At 37.9% G+C, this 20,478-nt stretch carries 21 protein-coding genes and 1 tRNA gene; 12 read left to right on the forward strand and 10 right to left on the reverse strand.

Features of this window, described 5'->3' with window-relative positions; translation table 11 throughout:
- The first annotated feature begins 128 nt into the window (after window positions 1-128).
- Window positions 129-1,154 carry an AraC family transcriptional regulator gene (locus tag MKX14_RS14280; protein ID WP_240282767.1) on the forward strand — a complete coding sequence of 342 codons (1,026 nt, stop codon included), beginning with the start codon at window positions 129-131 and terminating at the stop codon, window positions 1,152-1,154.
- Between the two features lie 57 nt (window positions 1,155-1,211).
- On the opposite strand, the gene MKX14_RS14285 is transcribed toward MKX14_RS14280, so the two are convergent.
- A complete protein-coding gene (locus MKX14_RS14285) occupies window positions 1,212-2,195 on the reverse strand; it encodes a fatty acid desaturase family protein (protein ID WP_240282768.1) in 984 nt (327 codons plus the stop codon).
- 105 nt (window positions 2,196-2,300) lie between these two features.
- Window positions 2,301-3,101, reverse strand: coding sequence for a PaaX family transcriptional regulator C-terminal domain-containing protein (locus MKX14_RS14290; protein ID WP_240282769.1), 801 nt, complete (start codon window positions 3,099-3,101; stop codon window positions 2,301-2,303).
- Window positions 3,102-3,454: 353 nt separating this feature from the next.
- Here MKX14_RS14290 and MKX14_RS14295 point away from each other — a divergent pair, with 353 nt between their 5' ends.
- The 4 genes from MKX14_RS14295 to hchA all read left to right on the forward strand — a co-directional run bounded on the left by MKX14_RS14295 (window position 3,455) and on the right by hchA (window position 7,457).
- Entirely contained in the window at window positions 3,455-4,273 is an 819-nt protein-coding gene (locus MKX14_RS14295; protein ID WP_016143164.1) for an undecaprenyl-diphosphate phosphatase, read from the forward strand.
- A 158-nt stretch (window positions 4,274-4,431) separates the two neighbouring features.
- Window positions 4,432-5,328 carry an AraC family transcriptional regulator gene (yqhC, locus tag MKX14_RS14300; protein WP_240282770.1) on the forward strand — a complete coding sequence of 299 codons (897 nt, stop codon included), beginning with the start codon at window positions 4,432-4,434 and terminating at the stop codon, window positions 5,326-5,328.
- A 46-nt stretch (window positions 5,329-5,374) separates the two neighbouring features.
- Window positions 5,375-6,373: an NAD(P)H-quinone oxidoreductase gene (locus tag MKX14_RS14305; protein WP_240282771.1), complete on the forward strand. Its 999-nt coding sequence runs from the start codon at window positions 5,375-5,377 to the stop codon at window positions 6,371-6,373.
- A 208-nt stretch (window positions 6,374-6,581) separates the two neighbouring features.
- A complete protein-coding gene (gene hchA / locus MKX14_RS14310; RefSeq protein WP_240282772.1) occupies window positions 6,582-7,457 on the forward strand; it encodes a glyoxalase III HchA in 876 nt (291 codons plus the stop codon).
- Window positions 7,458-7,470: 13 nt separating this feature from the next.
- Here the strand turns inward: hchA and MKX14_RS14315 are convergent.
- Window positions 7,471-7,543 (reverse strand) — tRNA-Arg (locus MKX14_RS14315).
- A 309-nt stretch (window positions 7,544-7,852) separates the two neighbouring features.
- Between MKX14_RS14315 and MKX14_RS14320 the strand changes: the two genes are divergently transcribed.
- Window positions 7,853-8,107: a TIGR03643 family protein gene (locus MKX14_RS14320; RefSeq protein WP_002116175.1), complete on the forward strand. Its 255-nt coding sequence runs from the start codon at window positions 7,853-7,855 to the stop codon at window positions 8,105-8,107.
- A gap of 85 nt (window positions 8,108-8,192) precedes the next feature.
- Here MKX14_RS14320 and MKX14_RS14325 read toward each other — a convergent pair whose 3' ends face one another.
- Window positions 8,193-8,375 carry a DUF2256 domain-containing protein gene (locus tag MKX14_RS14325; protein WP_425331691.1) on the reverse strand — a complete coding sequence of 61 codons (183 nt, stop codon included), beginning with the start codon at window positions 8,373-8,375 and terminating at the stop codon, window positions 8,193-8,195.
- Entirely contained in the window at window positions 8,338-9,861 is a 1,524-nt protein-coding gene (locus tag MKX14_RS14330) for a cryptochrome/photolyase family protein (protein WP_240282773.1), read from the reverse strand. The genes MKX14_RS14325 and MKX14_RS14330 overlap by 38 nt, the downstream gene beginning before the upstream one ends.
- 287 nt (window positions 9,862-10,148) lie before the next feature.
- On the opposite strand from MKX14_RS14330, the gene nudC reads away from it, so the two are divergent.
- Window positions 10,149-10,928: an NAD(+) diphosphatase gene (gene nudC, locus MKX14_RS14335; RefSeq protein ID WP_240282774.1), complete on the forward strand. Its 780-nt coding sequence runs from the start codon at window positions 10,149-10,151 to the stop codon at window positions 10,926-10,928.
- Window positions 10,929-11,007: 79 nt separating this feature from the next.
- Here the strand turns inward: nudC and MKX14_RS14340 are convergent, their stop codons facing one another.
- Window positions 11,008-12,387 carry an amino acid permease gene (locus MKX14_RS14340; RefSeq protein WP_031946772.1) on the reverse strand — a complete coding sequence of 460 codons (1,380 nt, stop codon included), beginning with the start codon at window positions 12,385-12,387 and terminating at the stop codon, window positions 11,008-11,010.
- 378 nt (window positions 12,388-12,765) lie between these two features.
- Here MKX14_RS14340 and prpF point away from each other — a divergent pair, with 378 nt between their 5' ends.
- From prpF to MKX14_RS14355, 3 genes are all read left to right on the forward strand, one after another.
- On the forward strand, window positions 12,766-13,953 hold the full coding sequence (gene prpF, locus MKX14_RS14345; protein WP_046812515.1) for a 2-methylaconitate cis-trans isomerase PrpF: 1,188 nt from the start codon (window positions 12,766-12,768) through the stop codon (window positions 13,951-13,953).
- A gap of 163 nt (window positions 13,954-14,116) precedes the next feature.
- Complete coding sequence (gene ispA / locus MKX14_RS14350) at window positions 14,117-15,028, forward strand: polyprenyl synthetase family protein (protein WP_133481441.1); 912 nt, start codon at window positions 14,117-14,119, stop codon at window positions 15,026-15,028.
- A 58-nt stretch (window positions 15,029-15,086) separates the two neighbouring features.
- Window positions 15,087-15,455, forward strand: coding sequence for an MmcQ/YjbR family DNA-binding protein (locus MKX14_RS14355; protein ID WP_240282775.1), 369 nt, complete (start codon window positions 15,087-15,089; stop codon window positions 15,453-15,455).
- Window positions 15,456-15,525: 70 nt separating this feature from the next.
- On the opposite strand, the gene qmcA is transcribed toward MKX14_RS14355, so the two are convergent.
- The 4 genes from qmcA to MKX14_RS14375 all read right to left on the reverse strand — a co-directional run bounded on the left by qmcA (window position 15,526) and on the right by MKX14_RS14375 (window position 18,587).
- Window positions 15,526-16,380: an SPFH domain-containing protein gene (qmcA, locus tag MKX14_RS14360; RefSeq protein ID WP_046812518.1), complete on the reverse strand. Its 855-nt coding sequence runs from the start codon at window positions 16,378-16,380 to the stop codon at window positions 15,526-15,528.
- A gap of 28 nt (window positions 16,381-16,408) precedes the next feature.
- Window positions 16,409-16,870 (reverse strand): NfeD family protein, encoded by a 462-nt coding sequence (locus MKX14_RS14365; RefSeq protein ID WP_016143172.1) that lies wholly within the window; start codon window positions 16,868-16,870, stop codon window positions 16,409-16,411.
- Between the two features lie 105 nt (window positions 16,871-16,975).
- Window positions 16,976-17,893: a patatin-like phospholipase family protein gene (locus tag MKX14_RS14370; protein ID WP_014207516.1), complete on the reverse strand. Its 918-nt coding sequence runs from the start codon at window positions 17,891-17,893 to the stop codon at window positions 16,976-16,978.
- Between the two features lie 67 nt (window positions 17,894-17,960).
- Window positions 17,961-18,587, reverse strand: a complete 627-nt coding sequence (locus tag MKX14_RS14375) for a lysophospholipid acyltransferase family protein (protein WP_240282776.1) — start codon at window positions 18,585-18,587, stop codon at window positions 17,961-17,963.
- A 128-nt stretch (window positions 18,588-18,715) separates the two neighbouring features.
- Between MKX14_RS14375 and MKX14_RS14380 the strand changes: the two genes are divergently transcribed.
- On the forward strand, window positions 18,716-19,975 hold the full coding sequence (locus tag MKX14_RS14380; RefSeq protein ID WP_240282777.1) for an MFS transporter: 1,260 nt from the start codon (window positions 18,716-18,718) through the stop codon (window positions 19,973-19,975).
- 84 nt (window positions 19,976-20,059) lie between these two features.
- Window positions 20,060-20,239, forward strand: coding sequence for a hypothetical protein (locus tag MKX14_RS14385; protein WP_108009144.1), 180 nt, complete (start codon window positions 20,060-20,062; stop codon window positions 20,237-20,239).
- Window positions 20,240-20,478 lie beyond the last annotated feature (239 nt).

The raw sequence follows: 20,478 nt of genomic DNA on the forward strand, positions 1-20,478 counted from the left end.
GTGCTGTCTAGTGCAATTCAGCGGATTTTGCTTTGAATAACTATGCATCAATTTAAAAGCATGGCATAGTTCATGAACTGACAGTTTTTACCATTTCGCGCCATTCTATTTTGCTCATCGGCTTGCTCATGAACCCAGAATTACCCGGAACTTATATTAATTTAATCGTCGAGACTATTAAGCAGTGGGGTGTCTCTGGTGAGCAGCTTTTAGATGGAAGTGGAATAACTTTAGACCAATTAGAAAAGCCTTACTGGTATGTTGAGTTCAATATCTTAAATCAGCTTATTGAGCGGGCGATTGAGTTATGCAAAGAGCCAGCACTGGCAGGATATCTAGTTTTAAGCATGACGGCTTCATGTTATGGTTCAGTAGGAATGGCTGCCATAGTTTCTCCAAATTTAGGAGAAGCGCTGAAAATACTTGAACAATTCATTGGTTCACGTTGTAAGGTTTTTAAACCAGAATTAAAACAAGAAAATAATGATGCATATTGGTCTATTCATCAGCCTGTCAATGCATTTCAGCTGAGCCCAAATGCCAACATTTTTTTGTTAATCGGTTTTGTTCAAATTGCGAAAAAATTAACAGGGCTTTCTCATTTGGGAAAAGTTGAATTACAAATGCCAGAGCCGATAGGTTTTGACCAAATCAGTCATCAACTGGCTGTGACTTGTTTATTTAACCAAAAGCGTAATCGTTGGATATTTCCAAAAGAGTATTTAGCACAACCAGTATTAACGGCAGACCCAATGCTAGCGCCGTTGTTAAATGCGCAATGTAAGCGGGATATAGAGAAATTAAACTTAAAAAGTGGTTGGAAAGGGCGAGTCAAACAAGTTACCGAAAAATTGCTTATGAATGGGAATATTGAGGCGTTAAAAGTTGGGCAAGTGGCTCATATCATGAATATGTCAGAGCGAACTTTGCAACGCTATTTAGCTCTTGATGATACTAGTTTTACGCTCTTGGTAGACACACTGAAAAAGGAGCATGCCCAGAAACTTTTAGCTCAAAATAACATGTCGATCGAGAAAGTTGCTTTAATGCTAGGTTATGCCGAGACTTCTCACTTCACTCGTGCGTTTAAGCGCTGGATGGGAATGACGCCTAAATATTTCCAAACCCAGCATAAAATGGCGGATTCAAATTAAAGGGCCACAAATTTAAATTTATGGCCTTTCATTTATTATTTGAGTCAATTAAGTAGATTATTCTGGCTTAGATGAGAGTGAATCAATCACTTCAAAATAGCTAGGTGGTGCTGGAACATGGCCGCGCTCTCTCAATAGACGATGCATACGCGGTAGTTTGAAGTAGGGCACTGAAGCCATTAAATGGTGTTCCATGTGGAAATTGACATGAATAGGCGCCACAAAACTTCTAGCAATCCAACCAGCACGTGTTGTTCGTGTATTGGTTAAAGCTGTATTACTCGTTTGCATACCTGCATGTTCGGCCATTGAGCGAATTCTTAAAAATAATGGAAACGGTGTCAAATACGCTAAAGGCCATAACCAATAAAACCGTTGTTGACCAAAAGCTTTTAAAACACAATAAAGAGCAACATTGGTAGCAATGGCGCCGCTACTGTTTTTTATAAGACTTTTGGTATAGTCAACGAAATCTTTATTGCTTCGATCTAACCAGACTTGATCATTTGCAACGGTCCATTTCATTAGATCAAGGTCCATTAACACTCGACCAAAGCTAAACTTTAATCCCGTCATACCCGTTAAGTCGCGTAAAAATTTACGAGTAAGCGATTTTTTGCTTACAGGAAAACCAGAAACTAAAGAAAGATCTGGATCATCTGGAGTAGAGGTTTTTGCATGATGACGAACATGATGTACGCGATATTTTTGTAGATCATTCCAGATTGGACGGGCACATAGCCATTCACCTACAAAGTCATTTATTTTTTTATTTTTGAACAAGCTTTTATGCGATGCATCATGCATCAAAATTGCTAGGCATAACTGGCGACCTGCCAATATAGCTAAAGCTAGCATACAAGCAAGTAATTTTCCCCAGCTAGGTAAGTAATCCCACATCATGATTAAGCTTGCAAATGTTCCGCCAATAACAGCCCACGTACTTGCAACAGCCCAAGCACCGTATATATCTGAGGGTTGTGTGAGTTCTTGTATTTCTTCTCTGCTAAATAGATCGGTCACACTCACTTGTGCATTCATTTTTATTCTCCCAAATCAGATTTTGGTATCCATATTTTATATTACAAATATAATCATAAAATTTTAAAATTTGAAATATTTGTTTGTAAAAAAATAAATCGCCCGTTAGTGGGCTAATTCATTTTCATAAAGTTTCTGCCATAGCTTTTGTCCAATCGAATCGAGCTGTTGTACATTTTGAGCAAACTGATTGCGGGCATACTCGTTAACAAATGGAGAGGGCAGTAGAGGATCATTCATGAGTAAGGTAATCGTTTCACGTCCTAATAACAAAGCTTGGGTAGCGGCCTCATTTAAGGATAAATTTTTATAATTCAAAAGCCATTCTTGAATATCTTGACTATACATCTCATAGTTTTTTTCAAGTTGTTGGGTATCCCACAAAGAAGGAATTAACGAAACTGTTTTTGAGTCAAATCTTTGAATAATAGAAATTTTAGCTTCATTTTCAAGCCCCGCTAATACGAGCTCTTCACACGTTTTTTCAAAGCTATACGCTAAATTATCTGGACGTATATAAATGCCAGTTTCGAGTTCTCTAAAACCAAATTGACTTAAAGCGCGTTCTCTTTTTTTTAAAGCGGTCCGATCAATACGACCTAAAGTTCCAGTGAAGACTGTCAGATATTGATGTTGCCATTCTTTAGTCTGCTTAATGCCATTTTTACGATTCAAAATGACTTTTGCCCATTCTTTGGTTGATGGTGAAAGTTGATAAATGCCGCGTTCTACACTTTCTATCATGCCTTCATTTAATAGCCGAGTCGTAGCCACACGAATACCATTGTCACTCATATTAAAAAGTTTAGCGGCAATCAATATTTGTTTAATGGTGAGTTGAGGGTAGGCCGAGGAAAGAAATAAATCGATAATGAGATGGCGTGCATTAATTTTGGTATTTTTCATTCAGATAGAATTTTTGATATGAGCTGCATTTGATCAGAATAATATCATGTTTTTTTAAGGACTTTTTAAGATCATTTTGTATAGTAAGTAAAGGTAAAAAGCTTTATCTATAACAAGAAAAACTTTGGCAGTTCTTAACCAAGTTTTATCTTTTTACGATAGTTAACCCAAGTTTGTCATCATGATGTGATACATTATCGCACTTTAAATAAACTGCCTTTAACTAGGGGCAATAACCACAAACGTTAGAAATGATCTGATATTGAACATGTGTTAAGTCTAATTTGGGACTTACCAATTTCGATAAAACAAATTTTAGGTCGTTCTAATGATTAACTTTCTTTGAGCAAGTTATGGAAAATTTTGAAGTTATAAAAGCACTGTTTTTAGGCTTTGTCGAAGGCTTAACTGAATTTTTACCCATCTCGAGTACAGGCCATCTGATTTTATTTGGTCATATTATCGATTTCCACTCAGACGGCGGTCGTGTATTTGAGGTCGTAATCCAGTTAGGTGCTATTTTGGCAGTGTGCTGGTTATACCGACAAAAAATTATTAACTTGATTAAGGGATTTTTTAGCGGTGATGTGGAATCACGTCATTTTGCGATTAGTGTGCTTATTGCATTCTTTCCAGCAGTCATTATTGGTGTTTTAGCTGTCGACTTTATTAAAAGTGTTCTATTTAGCCCAATTGTAGTTGCGATTGCCTTAATTGTTGGTGCCCTTATCATTTTCTGGGTGGAATCTAGACAATTTGAACATAAGACACTCGATGCAACTAAAATTACTTTTAAGCAAGCGCTTTTAGTGGGCCTTGCTCAGTGTGTGGCGATGATTCCGGGAACTTCACGTTCAGGCGCAACAATTGTAGGCGGAATGTTTGCAGGTTTATCACGTAAAGCTGCTACAGAATTTTCTTTCTTCCTTGCTATGCCGACCATGTTGGGGGCTGCGACTTTTGACTTGATTAAAAATGCTGACGTACTCACCTCAGACAATATGATTAATATTGGGGTAGGTTTCGTTGCTGCTTTTATTGCCGCGCTGTTTGTTGTAAAAGCATTGGTACTGTTTGTAGAACGTCACACGTTACGTGTATTTGCTTGGTACCGAATTGTACTTGGCGTAATTATTTTGATTGCAGCAATGTTCTTTAATTTATCGGCTTAAATAGCCTGATAAAGTGAAAAAACCTAGAATGCTCTAGGTTTTTTTATGCCTAAAAATTGATTTGAATTGCCTATTTATACAAAGTAAACGTAAGACAGATGTTTTCATTTTAGGTTCATTGTTATATTGGTTATTAGATTACCTCTCACAATAAAACTATGTCGCAAAATCATCTTACAGAACAGTTGGTCGATGCTTTTTTGCACTTGGCTCCAGCAGAAGGCCTCTATCCTACTTTTATTTCTAATATCACTTTAATGCGTGTAGATCATTCCACAGCACCTATTGCTGTGCTGCAAGAGCCTTCAATTGTTTTAGTGATACAGGGATTAAAGCGAGGGTACATTGGTAAAGAAATCTTCCCATTTAAACAAGGGCAGTGCTTATTCATCTCTATTGCTATACCTTTTGATTGCGATACTGTTGTTGAAAATAATGAACCAATGCTGGCGATAGCCATAAAATTTGAACCACAAATGATGGCTGATCTCATTACTAAAATGGATAAACAGCAACAAGTGGTTACTGAAGATGCTCATTCAGAAGATTTAAAATTAAGCTGTGGGCTTAGAGTGATTGACATGAATGTGGCTATTTCGGAGGTTGCTCTACGATTACTCAATTTACTTCGTTCTAAACAAGATACTTTTATATTGGGTGAGCAAGTTAAAAGAGAATTGGTTTATCGTGTGGTGCAGGCTTCAGGCGGCAATTTAGTCGAGAGTTTATCGGCTATGGTAAGCCGCAATGGTGTGATTTACACCATTTGTGAAATTATTCAGCGTGATTATTATCATAATTTAACGGTTCAAGATTTGGCGAAACAAGCGGGCATGAGCATATCGCTTTTTCATCAGACTTTTAAAAAGGTGACGAATTATTCTCCCTTACAGTACATCAAAATTACTCGGTTACATAAAGCACGTGAGTTGATCATGAATAACAAAATGGGGGTAGCAGAAGCAGCCTATGAAGTCGGTTATGTCAGTGCCTCACAATTTAGTCGAGAATTTAAACGACTGTTTGGAATTCCACCTAAGTCTTCGATTATTTAACTTAGATCAGTGTTTTTAAAATATAAATCAAACATGGAGCATATAAATGACCCTTCCAACAACCATGAAAATTATTGAAATTACGGCTCCAGGTGGACCTGAGGTCTTAAAACTTCAAGATTCAGATGTTCCAGTTCCTCAAGCAGATGAAGTGTTAATTGAGGTAAAAGCTGCTGGAATTAACCGTCCAGACGTATTGCAGCGTATGGGTTTATACCCAATGCCTAAAGGTGTTACTCAAATACCGGGACTTGAAGTCGCTGGTGTCGTGGTTGCTGTAGGGGAACAAGTAGATCAATTCAAGGTTGGAGATAAAGTTTGTGCTCTAACAAATGGCGGTGGTTATGCTGAGTACTGTGCGGTAACTGCAACTCAAGTATTGCCAATACCTGAAAATTTATCTTTTACGCAAGCTGCTGCAATTCCGGAAACATTTTTTACGGTTTGGGCAAACCTATTTGATATTGGCCGTTTAAAGAAAGATGAAACTGCACTGATTCATGGCGGGGCAAGTGGTATTGGAACCACAGTTTTAGCGATTTGCCAAGCTTTAGGGATTAAAACTTTTGCTACGGTTGGTAGTGAAGATAAAGTTGAAGCACTCTCAAATTTAACTACAGCAATTAACTATAAAACCCAAGATTTTGAGCAAGAAGTTTTGAAACATACTCAAGATCAAGGTGTTGATGTTATTTTGGATATTGTAGGAGGTTCTTATTTCCAGAAAAATTTAAATCTATTAAAACGTGATGGTCGACTTGTCATTATTGGTTTTATGGGTGGTCGAATCGCAAAAGAATTTGATTTACAAAAATTGATTTTAAAGCGTGCCACGATTACGGGTTCAACGATGCGAGCGCGTACTAGTGAAGAAAAAGCACAAATTGCCCAATCTTTGCATGAGCATGTGTGGCCATTACTGGCAGAAGGTAAGTGTTTACCTCAAATCTATAAAACGTATGCTTTTTCAGATGTACAAAGTGCTCATGCATGTATGGAGCAAGGTGATCATATTGGAAAGATCGTTTTAGAAATGAATGTGTAACGCTATAATCATTAAAGTTTAGGTGAACGACAGGTTCGCCTAAACTGAATTTTATAATTCTAGATTCTGCCTATTTCTCTATAAAAATTGCCAAATTCTATTGGCAGATTGCACCAGTTCTATAACTTCACCTATAAATTGAGTAAGAAATAACAATTGGTTCTTACCTTATTATTTCTTTCCATACTGATGAAAAAGGATAGCAACAATGAATACCGCAAATATTGATGATAAAAATCCTACTCCAGATTTGGCTGAAGATAATGCCTTTTTCCCATCACCATATTCACTGAGTCAATATACTGCACCTAAAACCGATTACGATGGCACGACTTATTCAACGCCGTATGCGGGCAATAAAAAAGTTTTAATGATTGCAACTGATGAACGTTATATTCAGATGCAAAACGGTAAGTTCTTTTCAACAGGTAACCATCCTGTAGAAATGCTTTTACCGATGTTTCATTTAGATAATGCAGGCTTCGAAATTGATATTGCGACACTTTCAGGTAATCCAGCCAAGCTTGAAATGTGGGCAATGCCAAAACAAGAACAAGTGGTATTAGACACTTTTCAGAAATATGCAGATAAATTAAAAAATCCATTAAAGCTGGCTGATATTTTAGAAAACGCAGTGGGGGAAAACTCACCATATGCGGCTGTATTTATTCCAGGTGGGCATGGCGTATTAGCTAAGATTCCACATAGCCTTGAGGTGAAAAAAGTCCTTAAATGGGCGGTTGAACAAGATAAATTTATTATTACGTTATGCCATGGTCCAGCTTCATTACTGGCTGCGGCAGTAGATGAAGAGCCAGAAAACTATATTTTTAAAGGCTATCAAATTTGTGTATTCCCTGACTCATTAGATAAGGGAGCAAATATTGATATTGGTTATATGCCGGGGGCTTTACCGTGGTTAGTCGGTGAGAACCTTGAAAAACTCGGTGTGGAAATTTTAAATAAGGGCATTACAGGTCAATGTCATAGAGACCGTAAATTGCTAACTGGTGATAGTCCGCTTGCTTCTAATAATTTAGGAAAACTTGCAGCTGAAACATTGTTGGCTGAAGTGAAGGATTAATGTATTAAGTATGTGCGCCCTGCGGGACTCGAACCCACGTCGGTCGCTTAGGAGGCAACTGCTCTATCCAGTTAAGCTAAGGGCGCATAATTTTATGATTATAAACAAAAAAGCTATTGCGAAGGCAATGGCTTTTTTACGTTTTAGTTATTAAAAATTTTGCCAGAGTGGCCAATAAAGATAAAGTTGAATCATTCTACGGTTTCGAACACTTATATCTGTAGAAAAACAGTTTAGAAAGCTAAAAAATCACAAAAACTTCATGTTTGTCTTTCTATGATCAGAAGCAAAACACGAAAAGGTTTAAGACAAGCAATTGAGTAGATGAAACTGTTCCCGAAAAGGTTGTTTGTTAAGAATCAGATTTGGCTACCTATAAATCAAAAGGGCATAATATGAAAAAAATTGATGAACAGGACTTATCTAGAATTATTGAAATGGCATGGGAAGATCGAACCCCATTTGAAGCAATTGAGCGAGAATATGGCTTAAGTGAAAGCGAAGTGATTCGTTTAATGAGATATAACCTGAAAACCAATAGTTTTAAACTTTGGCGTAAACGTATGGCAGGGCGTAAAACTAAACATCAACAATTACGTTCACCAGAGGTTGAACGAGCTTACTGCTCTCGTCAGTATAAATATGCTTAAGGCGATCAAATATAATCAATTGAAATACAACTGATTCAACAATCAAGAGTTGTGTTGAATCAGTTAAAATAATCTGGTGAAATATTTACTTATTTGAACGGGCTTGTCTTTTACATCTTTCAGAGCAATATTTTACTTCTTCCCAGCAACGTTCCCATTTTTTTCGCCAGTCAAAAGGGCGTTGGCAATAGACACATATTTTCTGGGGTAGATGCTGTTTTTTCATGATCTTAAAGCTCATCAAGTTGATGAATAAGTAACTTTGCATGCTTCATGACAGAAGCTTTATCTTTCATACGATCAAGGTTTTTATAAATCATCGACATTCTGGGATTCTGACGAAATATGGCCTCATGCTGGCTCATAAAATACCAATACAAACTGTTAAATGGACAACTGTCAGACTCAGTTTTTGTTTTGACGTTATATGTACAGTGCTGACAATAATTTGACATTTTATGTACGTAATTACCTGATGCAGCATAGGGTTTACTTGCCATGATGCCGCCATCTGCATACATTGCCATGCCTAAAGTATTCGGTAATTCGACCCATTCATAAGCATCTACATAGACTGCTAAATACCATTTGCAAATTTCTGATGGAATTACACCTGCTAAAAGTGCAAAGTTGCCTGTAATCATTAAACGCTGAATATGGTGAGCATAGCCATGTGCAAAGGTATTTCTGAAACACTCGGCCATACATGCCATTTTTGTATTACCCGTCCAGTAATATTGTGGCAGCGGCGTGCTGGCATGAAGGGTATTTTGATCGCTATAGTCCGGCATAGATAACCAATATATTCCACGCACATATTCCCGCCACCCTAATATCTGCCGAATAAATCCTTCTACTGCATTTAAGGGAGCCTGTCCGCTGTAATAGGCTGTTTGAGCAGCGTCACACACTTCTTTTGGCAACAACAATCCACAATTTAAATAAGGTGAGAGCAGACTATGAAACATAAAATCTGAACCATAAACCATGGCATCTTGATAATCGCCAAAGTGAGGTAAGATGTTAGAAATAAAATGATCTAGAGCAAGTAGGGCATTTTGACGGGTAGTTGCCCATTGAAAGGAGTTGATATTGCCGATATGTTGTGAAAATTCTTTCTTGACCAGTTGAATAACATCTATATCAATTTGATCATGCTCAAAGGTTAATTTTGGTGGCAAAGGTGGATTGCCTGACCAAGCTTTTCGATTGGCTTGATCAAAGTTCCATTGCCCGCCAACGGGTTGTTGGTCATGCATTAAATAATGAGTTTGCTTGCGCATTTCTCGGTAAAAGTATTCCATTCTTAGTGTTTTATATTTGTTTGCCCATTGCTTGAATTGTTCTACGGTACAAAAGAATCGATCATCTTCTAAACAAATAACAGGTAGTTTTAGCTTGTTAGCCCATGAAGTTCCGATTTCATGCTGTAAGCGATACTCACCACATTGGGTAATGACGAGAGTATTCGCCGAGAAGTGTTGCTGCTGCAAAGCAATAAAGTCGACTAACTTTTTTATATGACTTTCGCGCTTAAATGTGTGATAACGGATTTTCCAACCCTGTGCTTTTAATTCTTTTGCAAAGTGCCGCATTGCACTAAAAATCAGTGCTATTTTTTGTGGATGATGAGCAACATAAGATGTTTCCTCAAGCACTTCAGCCATCAAAATAACGTCTTCATTACGGTTTAAATACTTGAGCGTTGCGAGTTGGTGATTTAATTGATCACCCAGAATTAAACCAAATCGCATATTTTTGCTTCATGAGATGGAACTAAAACTAGTTTAAGTTTTCAGAGATCAATTTTATGTGAAGCAGAGCTTCTAAGTTCATCACTGGTCAGTTAGCTATAAAGTCATAGATATAACTTAAAAACATAGCGCGCGTGAATAAAATGTGATTTTAATCAAAAGGATACAAATTAAATGAATTGAAGCTGTTCGCTAATATGCGTAAGATTTTAAAAAAATATGTTTAAGCTTGATCCTTTTGAAGGAGCCATAGAGTTCATCGAAAGGTTCTTCACTTGAGTATATAAATGGATACCAACAATCTTCCTATTGCTTATATTTTTCAGCAACAACAACTTTTGGTTGATGCGAATTTTAATCTACCTTGCCTTGAACAGCAGGAATATGATTTACCTATACAAGCAGAACCTCTAGTAATAGCAAGAGATTTCCAAGAAGGTGAACCTATACCAAATGGATATCAGTTCATACCTATTCGCCAACTCTTGCAGTATTGGACTAAACCGCAGTTTGAACAGGCGAGTCGTGCTTTTCAGTTACTAGAGTGGCGTCGTAATCATCAGTTTTGTAGCCGTTGCGGACATAAAACCCAACAGCATAAGACCGAATATTCTATGACTTGTCCTGCATGTAATTTTAGTCAATATCCTAGAGTTAATCCTTGTGTAATTACTATTATTACGCGTGGTGAGGACGAGATTTTGCTGGCTAAAAATGCTAGAAATAAGAGCCAGATGTACAGTTTAATCGCTGGCTTTGTCGAGGTAGGGGAAACACTAGAAGATGCTGTTCGACGTGAAACATTAGAAGAAGTTGGATTGCACATTAAGAATATTCAGTATTTGGCGAGTCAACCATGGCCATTTCCGAGTAACTTAATGTTGGCTTTTAAAGCTGAATATGAAGCGGGCGAAATTGAAATTCAGGAGAAAGAACTTAGCGATGCTCAGTTTTTCAAATTTAATCAATTACCTGAAATTCCATTTAAAGGCAGTATTGCTCATGCAATGATTATGCACGTTATTCATGGCACACCTGTCGCTGATGATACGAAACAGTGGCTTTAAACTGAGATTCAGATATGGCTTTAATCTTATAGTTTTAAATAAAAAAGCCATTGTCTAGACAATGGCTTTTTAGATTTATTTATTCTTCAGGATTCTCAATGGAATCTAGTTTTTTAGGATTTAAATAGTCAAAAAGTACAAGCATTGCCGTAATCCAAATAGGGATCATCATTACTGACTCTTTGAAGCCTTGAGTCCACATTATATAGAGAACCACAGCAATAAAGGCTAAAACTAAGTAATTACTAAAAGGTGACCATAACGCTGGAAAAGATGTCTTAATATTCGCGTGCTTAACAAAGCGTCTATACTTCAAATGTGTAATTGATATCATTGCCCAGTTTAGAACAAGTGCACCAACCACAACGTACATAAGATGTCCAAGAGCATCTTCAGGTACAAAGTAATTTAAAAGAACACAACCAAAGATTAATAAAGCAGAAAGTAGAACAGCGGGAATAGGAACCCCCTGTTTATTGGTTTTTGCAAAAACTTTTGGTGCATTCCCTTGTTGAGCGAGACTGTAGAGCATACGGCTATTTGCAAACATCCCACTGTTATAAACAGATAAAGCAGCAGTTAAAATAATAAAGTTCAGTAAGTGTGCAGCCCAACCAATTCCCATTTGACTAAAAATCATAACAAACGGACTTTTGTCGAGACCGCCAAGATCTAATTGGTTCCATGGCACTAATGAAAGTAAGATTGCCAATGAACCGATATAGAAAATCAAGATACGGAAAACGACTTGGTTAATTGCTTTTGGAATCGTTTTTTTCGGATCTTTTGCTTCTGCTGCGGCCATACCAATCAGTTCAATACCACCAAAGGCGAACATCAAGAAAGCCAACATATAGAAGAGGCCGCTAAAGCCATTTGGAAAAAATCCACCATGAGACCAAAGGTTACTAAATGAAATATTTGAGCCTACATCTGCCGTAAATAGCAAATAAAGCCCAAAAACAATCATAGAGATGACCGCAGCAACTTTAATAATAGCGAGCCAGAATTCGGACTCACCATAAAATTTGACGTTTGTTAGGTTAATTGCCGTAATCACGACAAAGAAAAATAAGACAGACGTCCACGCGGGAATATGAGGCCACCAATAATTAATATATTTGGCCACTGCGGTGAGTTCGCTCATCGCAACCAGAACGTAGAGTATCCAATAATTCCATCCGGTTAAAAATCCGGGAAATTTCCCCCAGTATTTATACGCAAAATGGCTGAACGATCCTGCAACAGGTTCTTCAACAATCATTTCTCCCAGGTGGCGCATAATTAAAAAAGCAATTAAGCCACCAATGGCATATCCTAAAATAATGGATGGTCCCGCAGATTGAATCACTTGCGCCGAGCCTAAAAATAATCCGGTACCAATTGCTCCACCCATAGCAATTAATTGGATATGTCGATTTTTTAGTCCTCGTTGAAGTGTAGAAGATTCGTTGGTCAAAGGTCTTCACTCACTATGAATAAGTAAATTATTCTAATAGATGGAGTTATTTTAGCCTAGACTACAAATTAATAAGCAGTGACTGAAAAGTAATTGTAAAATTTATTTAAAATCATAATGTTGCTTTTAATATTTCTATTTCGAGTGAAAAGTACTCTAAAAAATATAATTTCAGATAGACTTTTTTTCTTAGATTTTGCTTAGATTAAGTCATTGCAAGAGCATTGTTAAATTCACAAAATATGCTCGCGTCAATACGATTGATGTATAAAGCAGATCGCTATCTCTTGGCCTTAAAACAATTTAAGATGAAGAGAAGGGTAAACAAGAATGCTTGTTTTGATATAGAAGAACATAATAGTAAGGATAACAGTTGATATGAGCTCAGTACCGCAAATTAAAATTCCAGCAACTTATATGCGTGGTGGAACGAGTAAAGGTGTCTTTTTTAAGCTTGATGATTTGCCCGAAAAAGCTCAAGTTGCAGGTCAAGCAAGAGATCAGCTGTTACTCCGTGTCATTGGTAGTCCAGATCCTTATGGAAAACAAATTGATGGGATGGGAGGAGCCACTTCGAGTACTAGCAAAACTGTTATTCTGGCTAAAAGTTCTCAGCCAGATCATGATGTCGATTATTTATTTGGTCAGGTTTCAATTGATCAAGCTTTTGTAGATTGGAGCGGTAACTGCGGTAATTTGACTGCTGCTGTTGGTTCTTTTGCGATTTCAAATGGTTTGGTTGATGCCGATCGTATTCCAGAAAATGGCCTATGTACGGTTCGAATCTGGCAAAAAAATATTCAAAAAACCATTATTGCGCATGTGCCTATCACCAATGGTCAAGTTCAAGAAACTGGTGATTTCGAGCTGGATGGCGTGACATTTCCTGCCGCTGAAGTTCAAATTGAGTTCTTAGATCCTGCCGATGATGGTGAAGAAGGCGGTGATATGTTCCCGACAGGAAATATCGTTGATGAATTAGATGTTCCTGATATTGGCCGTTTCCAAGCCACATTTATTAATGCAGGTATTCCAACTATTTTCTTAAATGCAGAAGATTTAGGTTACCAAGGTACAGAATTACAAGATCATATTAATAGTGATGCAACAGCATTAGCACGTTTTGAAAAAATTCGTGCCTATGGTGCGGTACAAATGGGTTTGATTAAAGATATTTCAGAAGCAGCAGCGCGTCAGCACACACCAAAAATTGCTTTTGTTTCTAAACCAAAGAGCTATACGGCATCAAGCGGTAAAAACGTTTCAGAGAGTGATGTCGATTTACTGGTTCGTGCTTTGTCGATGGGTAAACTTCATCATGCCATGATGGGAACAGCAGCAGTGGCGATTGGTACGGCAGCTGCTATTCCAGGTACATTGGTAAATTTAGCGGCTGGTGGCGGTGAGCGTGAAGCAGTACGTTTCGGGCATCCATCTGGGACACTACGTGTGGGTGCTCAAGCTGAACTTACAAATGGCCAGTGGGTTGTTAAAAAGGCGATTATGAGTCGTAGTGCACGTGTGTTAATGGAAGGTTGGGTACGCGTTCCGGGTGACAGTTTCTAAAAGTCACTTAAGAATGAAAAAAGCCTCTCCATTTTGTAGAGGCTTTTTACATAGGCCTTTGAAAACTCATCACGCACTTTTCACAGTGAATCGTGTATGATGTAGCGCATGAATGCTTCATGACATTCAATAAAATTTCTCTACTGATTTTATCGAGGCGACTGTGTCATCACTCTCTCAAGTTAATGCGGATGTTTTAAAACAAGCTCAACAACGTATTCAACAAGATTTATTGACGACATTGGCCGCATTTTCAATTCCAGAACCTTTAAAAAGTGCAGTACACCATGCAGTCATGCTTGGTGGAAAGCGTGTGCGTCCAGCTTTGTGTTATGCCACGGCTTCTTTACAGCCAAATCCAAATTTTGCTGCGGCTCGCCGTGCTGCGGTTGCGGTTGAACTTATTCATTGTTATTCCTTAGCGCATGATGATTTGCCTTGTATGGACAATGATTTACTGCGTCGTGGTCAGCCGACTTGTCATGTTGCGTTTGGTGAAGATACTGCTTTGCTTGCAGGTGACATTTTACAATCAATGGCTTTTGAGGTTTTAGGTAGCCGTTTGTTTGATGAACAAGGGCAGGGTACCGATGCCGCGATTGTATTAAAACAAATGCAGATTTTAGCAACTGCCAGCTCTAAAATGGTCTCTGGACAGGTTTTAGATTTGCAAGCTGAAGGCAAGCAAATTACTCAAGACGAACTTGAAAATATCCATCGCAATAAAACTGGTGCGCTCATTCAGGCTGCCATTATGATGGGTGCAGTGACCATTTTCTCTGGAACAGATCAAGCAATTCCAAAGTTGCGTCAATATGGGCAGACGATTGGTTTGGCTTTTCAAGTATTAGACGATATTCTCGATATTACTTCGAGTACCGAAACCTTAGGTAAAACCGCAGGTAAGGATGAACAAGTACAAAAATCGACATACCCAGCCTTAATGGGGCTCGAACAAGCAAAGGCCTATGCTAAAGAATTGCATGATCAAGCCTTTGAAGCCTTAGCGTATTTTGGTGACGATGCAAAAGAATTAGTAGATATCTCGCAATTCCTTTTAGCGCGTACAAATTAATAATATTAAATCAATATTCATAGCTTCTATTCATATTCAATGAATAAGGGAGAAAAGAATGAATGGTGCTCAGCTTCATCAAGCTGCAATTGAAATCGCTTGCAATCTTCCTTTTAGCCAACAGGACCATCCATTTGGGCCAGACTATGAAGTTATTAAAATTTTAGAAAAAATATTCATGCTGACTGCAGAAGTAGCTGGCGTCAAAATGGTTAATGTTAAATGTGATCCCTATAAAAGTCAGGAATATCAGGAGCTCTATTCATTTATTATTCCGGGATATCACATGAATAAAAAACACTGGATTTCGATTACACCGCATAAGAACTTAACAAGAGATTTACTTCAAGATTTAATTCACGATTCTTATGATTTGGTTGTAAAAAAACTTCCTTTGAAAGATCAGAAAAAATTAAACAACCAATAATATAAAAAATAAAAAACGGCGACAGAGTAGCCGCCGTTTTGACTTCAATTACGTATTTAAAGTAACTAAATTAATTATGTTTTCCCATAATGCCGCGAATTGTATTTAAAACATCGGCTGGTAAAACCACAGTTTTAGCATTGCTTGATTTCGCCATATCTTGCATGGCTTTAACATACTGTTCACCTAATAAGTAAGCCACAGGAATTTCTTTATCGCCAACAGCGCTAGTCACCATTGTAATCGCCTTTTGAGAAGCTTCTGCTAATACAACCTGCGCTTCTGCATCACGTCGTGATGCTTCCAAACGGCCATCTGCCTCTAAAATTGCAGCTTGTTTTTCACCATCAGCTTTTGTAACTGTTGCACGACGTTGACGCTCAGCAGCGGCTTGCGCTTCCATGGCAGCTTGCATGGTGGAAGAGGGTTGGATGTCTTGAATTTCTACTGTTTTTAAAGTGATACCCCAATCTGAAATATCATCAGAAATAGCAGCTTTGAGCTTGGCTTTAATATGATCTCGTGAAGACAAAGCATCATCTAGATCCATTTCACCGACAATAGAACGTAATGAAGTTTGTACAAGGTTTTGAATAGCCCATGTATAGTTTTCAATACCATAAACTGCTTTTTCTGGTGTGGTTAAATTAATATATGCCACAGCATTCATAAGTAGTACAGCATTGTCACGCGTAATTACTTCTTGAGATGGGATATCTAACACAATGTCTTTAGTTGTAACTTTATAAGCCACTTCATCGACATAGGGAATCACGAAATTAAGCCCCGGATTAAGGGTAGAATGATATTTCCCTAAACGTTGAACAATCCACTTATAACCCTGAGGAACAATACGAACCCCTTTAAAAATGGTGACAGCCACAAAAGCCAAAAAGGCTAAAACGATAATAGTACCGACTGGCATGAAAATACCCTCTCTTTATCTTTAATGTTTATGAAGTACCATGGGACTGGACAATTAAGTCATTACCCGAAATATCAATAACTCTAACACGATCACCGACTTTAACAGGAGTGGTACTTCGACAGTTCCACTCATCGGCCCCTAAAATGGGCATTGGAAAGCGAACTATAATTTGATCATGGTCTAGGCCGGTTTGAATCACCATTCCAATTTGACCAATCGTTGCTTCACGGGGCAATCCCGCTTTCGTTTTATCAATTGATAAGGGTTTAATAAATTTGAACCAAAGAATGGTGCATAGCACTGACAGAACTATCCACAAAACAATTTGCGTTGTGAGGCTAATATCTGGAAATAACCAGTAGAGAAAGCACACCATAATGGCGGCAATACCAAACCAAAGCGCGGCAAAGGCGGGTAGAATCAGTTCAGAAAGAATAAGTAAGATACCCAATACAAACCAGTGCCAAGGTTGTATAACAAACTCCATAGATCTGCTCTTTTATATATCTTTATGATGGGTAAAAGTGACTTAGTATCACTTTTACCACTGTAGCAGATGATGGAGAGTGTGGATAGAAAAAAACCGCCTCATTTAGAATTTAGGGCGTGGTGCAGGCTTAAACGCAGCTGGAGATTTTTTGAAGTTTGCAATTGCAGTTTCAACTTGGCGTATTTGCGCTTGAGCTGCTTTTTCCCCTTCCAAAATTGCTTGGTTACTTGATTTGAGGTCAAGAGTACCTAGATGACCAACTTTAGGTTGAATCACTACATTGGCTTGCTTGAGCTCTTCATTAATACTTTGTTGACCCATGATATTAATGGTTTGATCAAGTAGTCCCCACATATTGGCTGGGCGATTTCCTGCTGGACGCGCGGAAATATCGACTGCAATGACAATATCTGCACCCATGTCACGAGCTGTTTTAACAGGAATTGGGCTAACCAATCCACCGTCGACATATTTCTGCTTGCCAATTGTTGCTGGTACAAACACATTTGGAATACTACAAGATGCACGCACTGCTTGGCCCGCATTACCTTTAATAAAGTCAGCTTTTTGACCATTATCAAGGCGTGTTGCTACGGCAGCAAAACGGATTGGGAATTTCTCAATCGGTTTATTGCCTACGTTACGGTTCACGTAGTCCTGTAACTTTTGTCCGAGAATAATACCCTGACGATTCAGGGTTAAATCACGGATATCTGACTCTTGTAATTTCAAAGCCAGACTTTGCAATTGATAAGGCGTTTGTCCACTCGCATAGATACTTCCAACAAAGCTACCGGCACTGGTACCCGTGACAATTTTAGGTTTAATTCCGTGAGACTCTAAAACCTTGATTACACCAATATGTGAAAATCCTTTTGCTCCACCGCCACCTAAAGCAAGTGCAATCACAGGTTCACGGGCTTTCATTGAGGTTGTCGGTGTTGGTGTTTTGCTAAATTTATCACAGCCAAATAGTGCTAGAGAGATAAATCCAATACTGGCAAATTGAGCAATTTTCATCTTTAAAAAATAATCTACATCGAGATAAATGAAGAGGGCTCATGAGACCAGATTTGCTCAATTTTTGCTAGGTTTTTTTCACTAGATTTTGTAAAGGTTCAGCAAGCCAATTACGATTTTTAGGTGATATTTTTCCTTCATAACGCTCAAAAATCTTGGTGAGATCTTCGTCGTAGTCGCCACTTGGGTTTAGGTGCCCTAAGCAGTGAATCGTTTTATGGTCATAATCAAAAGAAAACATCACAATGGGAATATTGGCTTTTGCGGCGATATGGTAAAAACCACTTTTCATTTTTTTTGCTTTTTTACGTGTGCCTTCGGGCGCCATTCCAATCCAGATCTTGTCATATTTTTGAATGGTTGCAACGACTTGCTCAGTAAGTCCATTGGCTGTGTCACGTTTAACTGGAATGACCCCAGCCCAATCTAAAGCTCGTTTAAATGGTGGTTTAAAAAGAGCATCTTTACCTAACACCGTAATTTGAATACCTAATCCGAAAATCGCAAGAAAGCCATACCATCCATCAATATTGGAAGTATGGGGGGAAATAATCGCCACTGCTTTTGGGAAATTAGGAACTTCGCCTTCAATTGTCCAACCTTGCGCTAAAAAAAGTTTTTTAAATAGCGCTCGGCTTAAAGCAGTACCGCGTTGAGGCACCAAATCAGGTAAATTAGGGAAACGTTGATCCATATTTTTTTAAATTTTAACTTGTCCTGGTTTTATCTTAATCTTTTGAAATATATGCTTCATTGGCAAAATGTAAGAACAACATGACATTTGATGTTATTCCTCATTAAACAAATAAAAAGTAGGTTTCTATGTTGCGGCAGCAAAATCTTTATCTTCTGCTATTTTCTCTATATTGGGCACAGGGACTGCCTGTTGGGTTTATGACCCATGCTTTACCCGTGATCTTAAGGGCAGAAGGAGTTTCACTCGCCCATATTGGTGGCTTTGGCTTATTAATGTTGCCGTGGTCAATCAAGATTTTTTGGGCGCCATGGGTCGACCGACACGCACTTTCCCGTTTAGGACACTACCGTAGTTGGATTCTACCTACTCAGTTTTTGACGGTAGGTGTACTGTGTATTTTGTCTTTTTTCCCCGTTCAAGCTTTAGATCAACCTATTTATTTATTCGCATTTTTTATTTCACTTCTTTTTATGAACTTAACAGGAGCGACACAAGACATTGCTACCGATGCTTTAGCAGTCAACTTGTTGAAACATGATCAGCAGCATTGGGGCAATACATTTCAGGTCATTGGTTCGCGGTTAGGTTTTATTGTTGGGGGAGGCGCCGTACTTTGGTGCTTAGACTGGTTAACATGGCAACCCACTTTTTTGCTATTAGCAACCATAGTATTTTTAAATACTCTACCAGTTTGGTTATTTAAAGAGCCTCAACATACTTCTCATACGAGTCGCGAACTCAAACTTAATCAGCAAAATCTAGTCACAAAAGTTAAGGCTTATTTGAGTTATTTTTCTCAAAATAAAGAACTCCATTCTTGGTTAGTGGTACTGATCACTTTTAAAGTAGCAGACGGCTTAGCTGGACCATTACTTAAACCTTTAATGGTGGATATGGGGTTAAGTTTTACTCAAATTGGTGTTTATATCACGATGCTTGGTGCAGTAGCAGCACTCGCTGGGGCAGCAATAGCAGGAGGAGTGCTTAAGTACTTTTCAAGATCAACAGCATTAATTGGTTTTTCAGTTTTTAAAATTATGAGTCTAGGAGCCTATGCTTATTTAGCCTATGTCTATGAAAAAAAAATTCAGTTGAATGTCTGGGTTATCTATACAGTCAATGCATTAGAAGATGCATTCTCGGCAATGCTGTTGGTGGTTATGTTGACTCTGGTCATGCATTACAGTCGAAAAGAATATGCGGGGACAGATTTTACCTTCCAGGTTTCAGTCATGGCGACTGTTAGCGGTCTTCTTTATAGTTTTAGTGGAGTGATTGGAGATGTGCTCGGTTATTTTCATTATTTGATAGCTATTGTCATTATTGGACTGATCAGTTTACTACCTATTTATCTTTGGACACATATAAAACTACGAGAAAATTAATATTAACTAAATGAAATAAAGAAATTTAATATTGTTTAAAGAGTGATCTAAACTTTATCTCATACCTTTGTCTATGCTTTTTAAATGTATATTTTTAGCTATTTAAATGCTCTATTAATTATGCCATCTTGTGAGGGTAGCAAATGGAAGCTAAAAGGAGAAAAAATGGATTTGGATAACAATAAAAATCATGTGAATCAATCAAAATGGGCAAAAAAATATTCAACTAGATGGGTTATTAGCCTAAAGTCTAAAAAAGAATAATGAAATAACGATTTAATCATTCTATAAGATAAGAGAGTTGTGTAGGATTTGCTACAACATGAAGTTAAGGTAAAAATCCATAATACAAAGTACATCTTTGGTATAGGTTTTGGTCCTGCACAACGTTGAAATTGTTTTTGGTTGCGGTAATAAAATTAATGTAACCAATGTGGAGGAGAGTTGATTTTTTAGCCCCTAATTTTATGGCGTAAATCAACTTGGCATGGATAGGCAACATA

The organism is Acinetobacter pittii (assembly GCF_022449185.1).
GTDB lineage: Bacteria > Pseudomonadota > Gammaproteobacteria > Pseudomonadales > Moraxellaceae > Acinetobacter > Acinetobacter pittii_I.

Coding starts and splice junctions, on each gene's coding strand:
- MKX14_RS14295 (WP_016143164.1), top strand. CDS start 3,455: ATGGAAAATTTTGAAGTTATAAAAGCACTGTTTTTAGGCTTTGTCGAA.
- MKX14_RS14330 (WP_240282773.1), bottom strand. CDS start 9,861: ATGCGATTTGGTTTAATTCTGGGTGATCAATTAAATCACCAACTCGCA.
- MKX14_RS14325 (WP_425331691.1), bottom strand. CDS start 8,375: ATGCAAAGTTACTTATTCATCAACTTGATGAGCTTTAAGATCATGAAA.
- MKX14_RS14280 (WP_240282767.1), top strand. CDS start 129: ATGAACCCAGAATTACCCGGAACTTATATTAATTTAATCGTCGAGACT.
- qmcA (WP_046812518.1), bottom strand. CDS start 16,380: ATGCCAGTCGGTACTATTATCGTTTTAGCCTTTTTGGCTTTTGTGGCT.
- MKX14_RS14320 (WP_002116175.1), top strand. CDS start 7,853: ATGAAAAAAATTGATGAACAGGACTTATCTAGAATTATTGAAATGGCA.
- MKX14_RS14355 (WP_240282775.1), top strand. CDS start 15,087: ATGAATGGTGCTCAGCTTCATCAAGCTGCAATTGAAATCGCTTGCAAT.
- hchA (WP_240282772.1), top strand. CDS start 6,582: ATGAATACCGCAAATATTGATGATAAAAATCCTACTCCAGATTTGGCT.
- MKX14_RS14375 (WP_240282776.1), bottom strand. CDS start 18,587: ATGGATCAACGTTTCCCTAATTTACCTGATTTGGTGCCTCAACGCGGT.
- MKX14_RS14380 (WP_240282777.1), top strand. CDS start 18,716: ATGTTGCGGCAGCAAAATCTTTATCTTCTGCTATTTTCTCTATATTGG.
- MKX14_RS14365 (WP_016143172.1), bottom strand. CDS start 16,870: ATGGAGTTTGTTATACAACCTTGGCACTGGTTTGTATTGGGTATCTTA.
- MKX14_RS14285 (WP_240282768.1), bottom strand. CDS start 2,195: ATGAATGCACAAGTGAGTGTGACCGATCTATTTAGCAGAGAAGAAATA.
- nudC (WP_240282774.1), top strand. CDS start 10,149: ATGGATACCAACAATCTTCCTATTGCTTATATTTTTCAGCAACAACAA.
- MKX14_RS14385 (WP_108009144.1), top strand. CDS start 20,060: ATGTATATTTTTAGCTATTTAAATGCTCTATTAATTATGCCATCTTGT.
- MKX14_RS14305 (WP_240282771.1), top strand. CDS start 5,375: ATGACCCTTCCAACAACCATGAAAATTATTGAAATTACGGCTCCAGGT.
- yqhC (WP_240282770.1), top strand. CDS start 4,432: ATGTCGCAAAATCATCTTACAGAACAGTTGGTCGATGCTTTTTTGCAC.
- MKX14_RS14290 (WP_240282769.1), bottom strand. CDS start 3,101: ATGAAAAATACCAAAATTAATGCACGCCATCTCATTATCGATTTATTT.
- prpF (WP_046812515.1), top strand. CDS start 12,766: ATGAGCTCAGTACCGCAAATTAAAATTCCAGCAACTTATATGCGTGGT.
- MKX14_RS14370 (WP_014207516.1), bottom strand. CDS start 17,893: ATGAAAATTGCTCAATTTGCCAGTATTGGATTTATCTCTCTAGCACTA.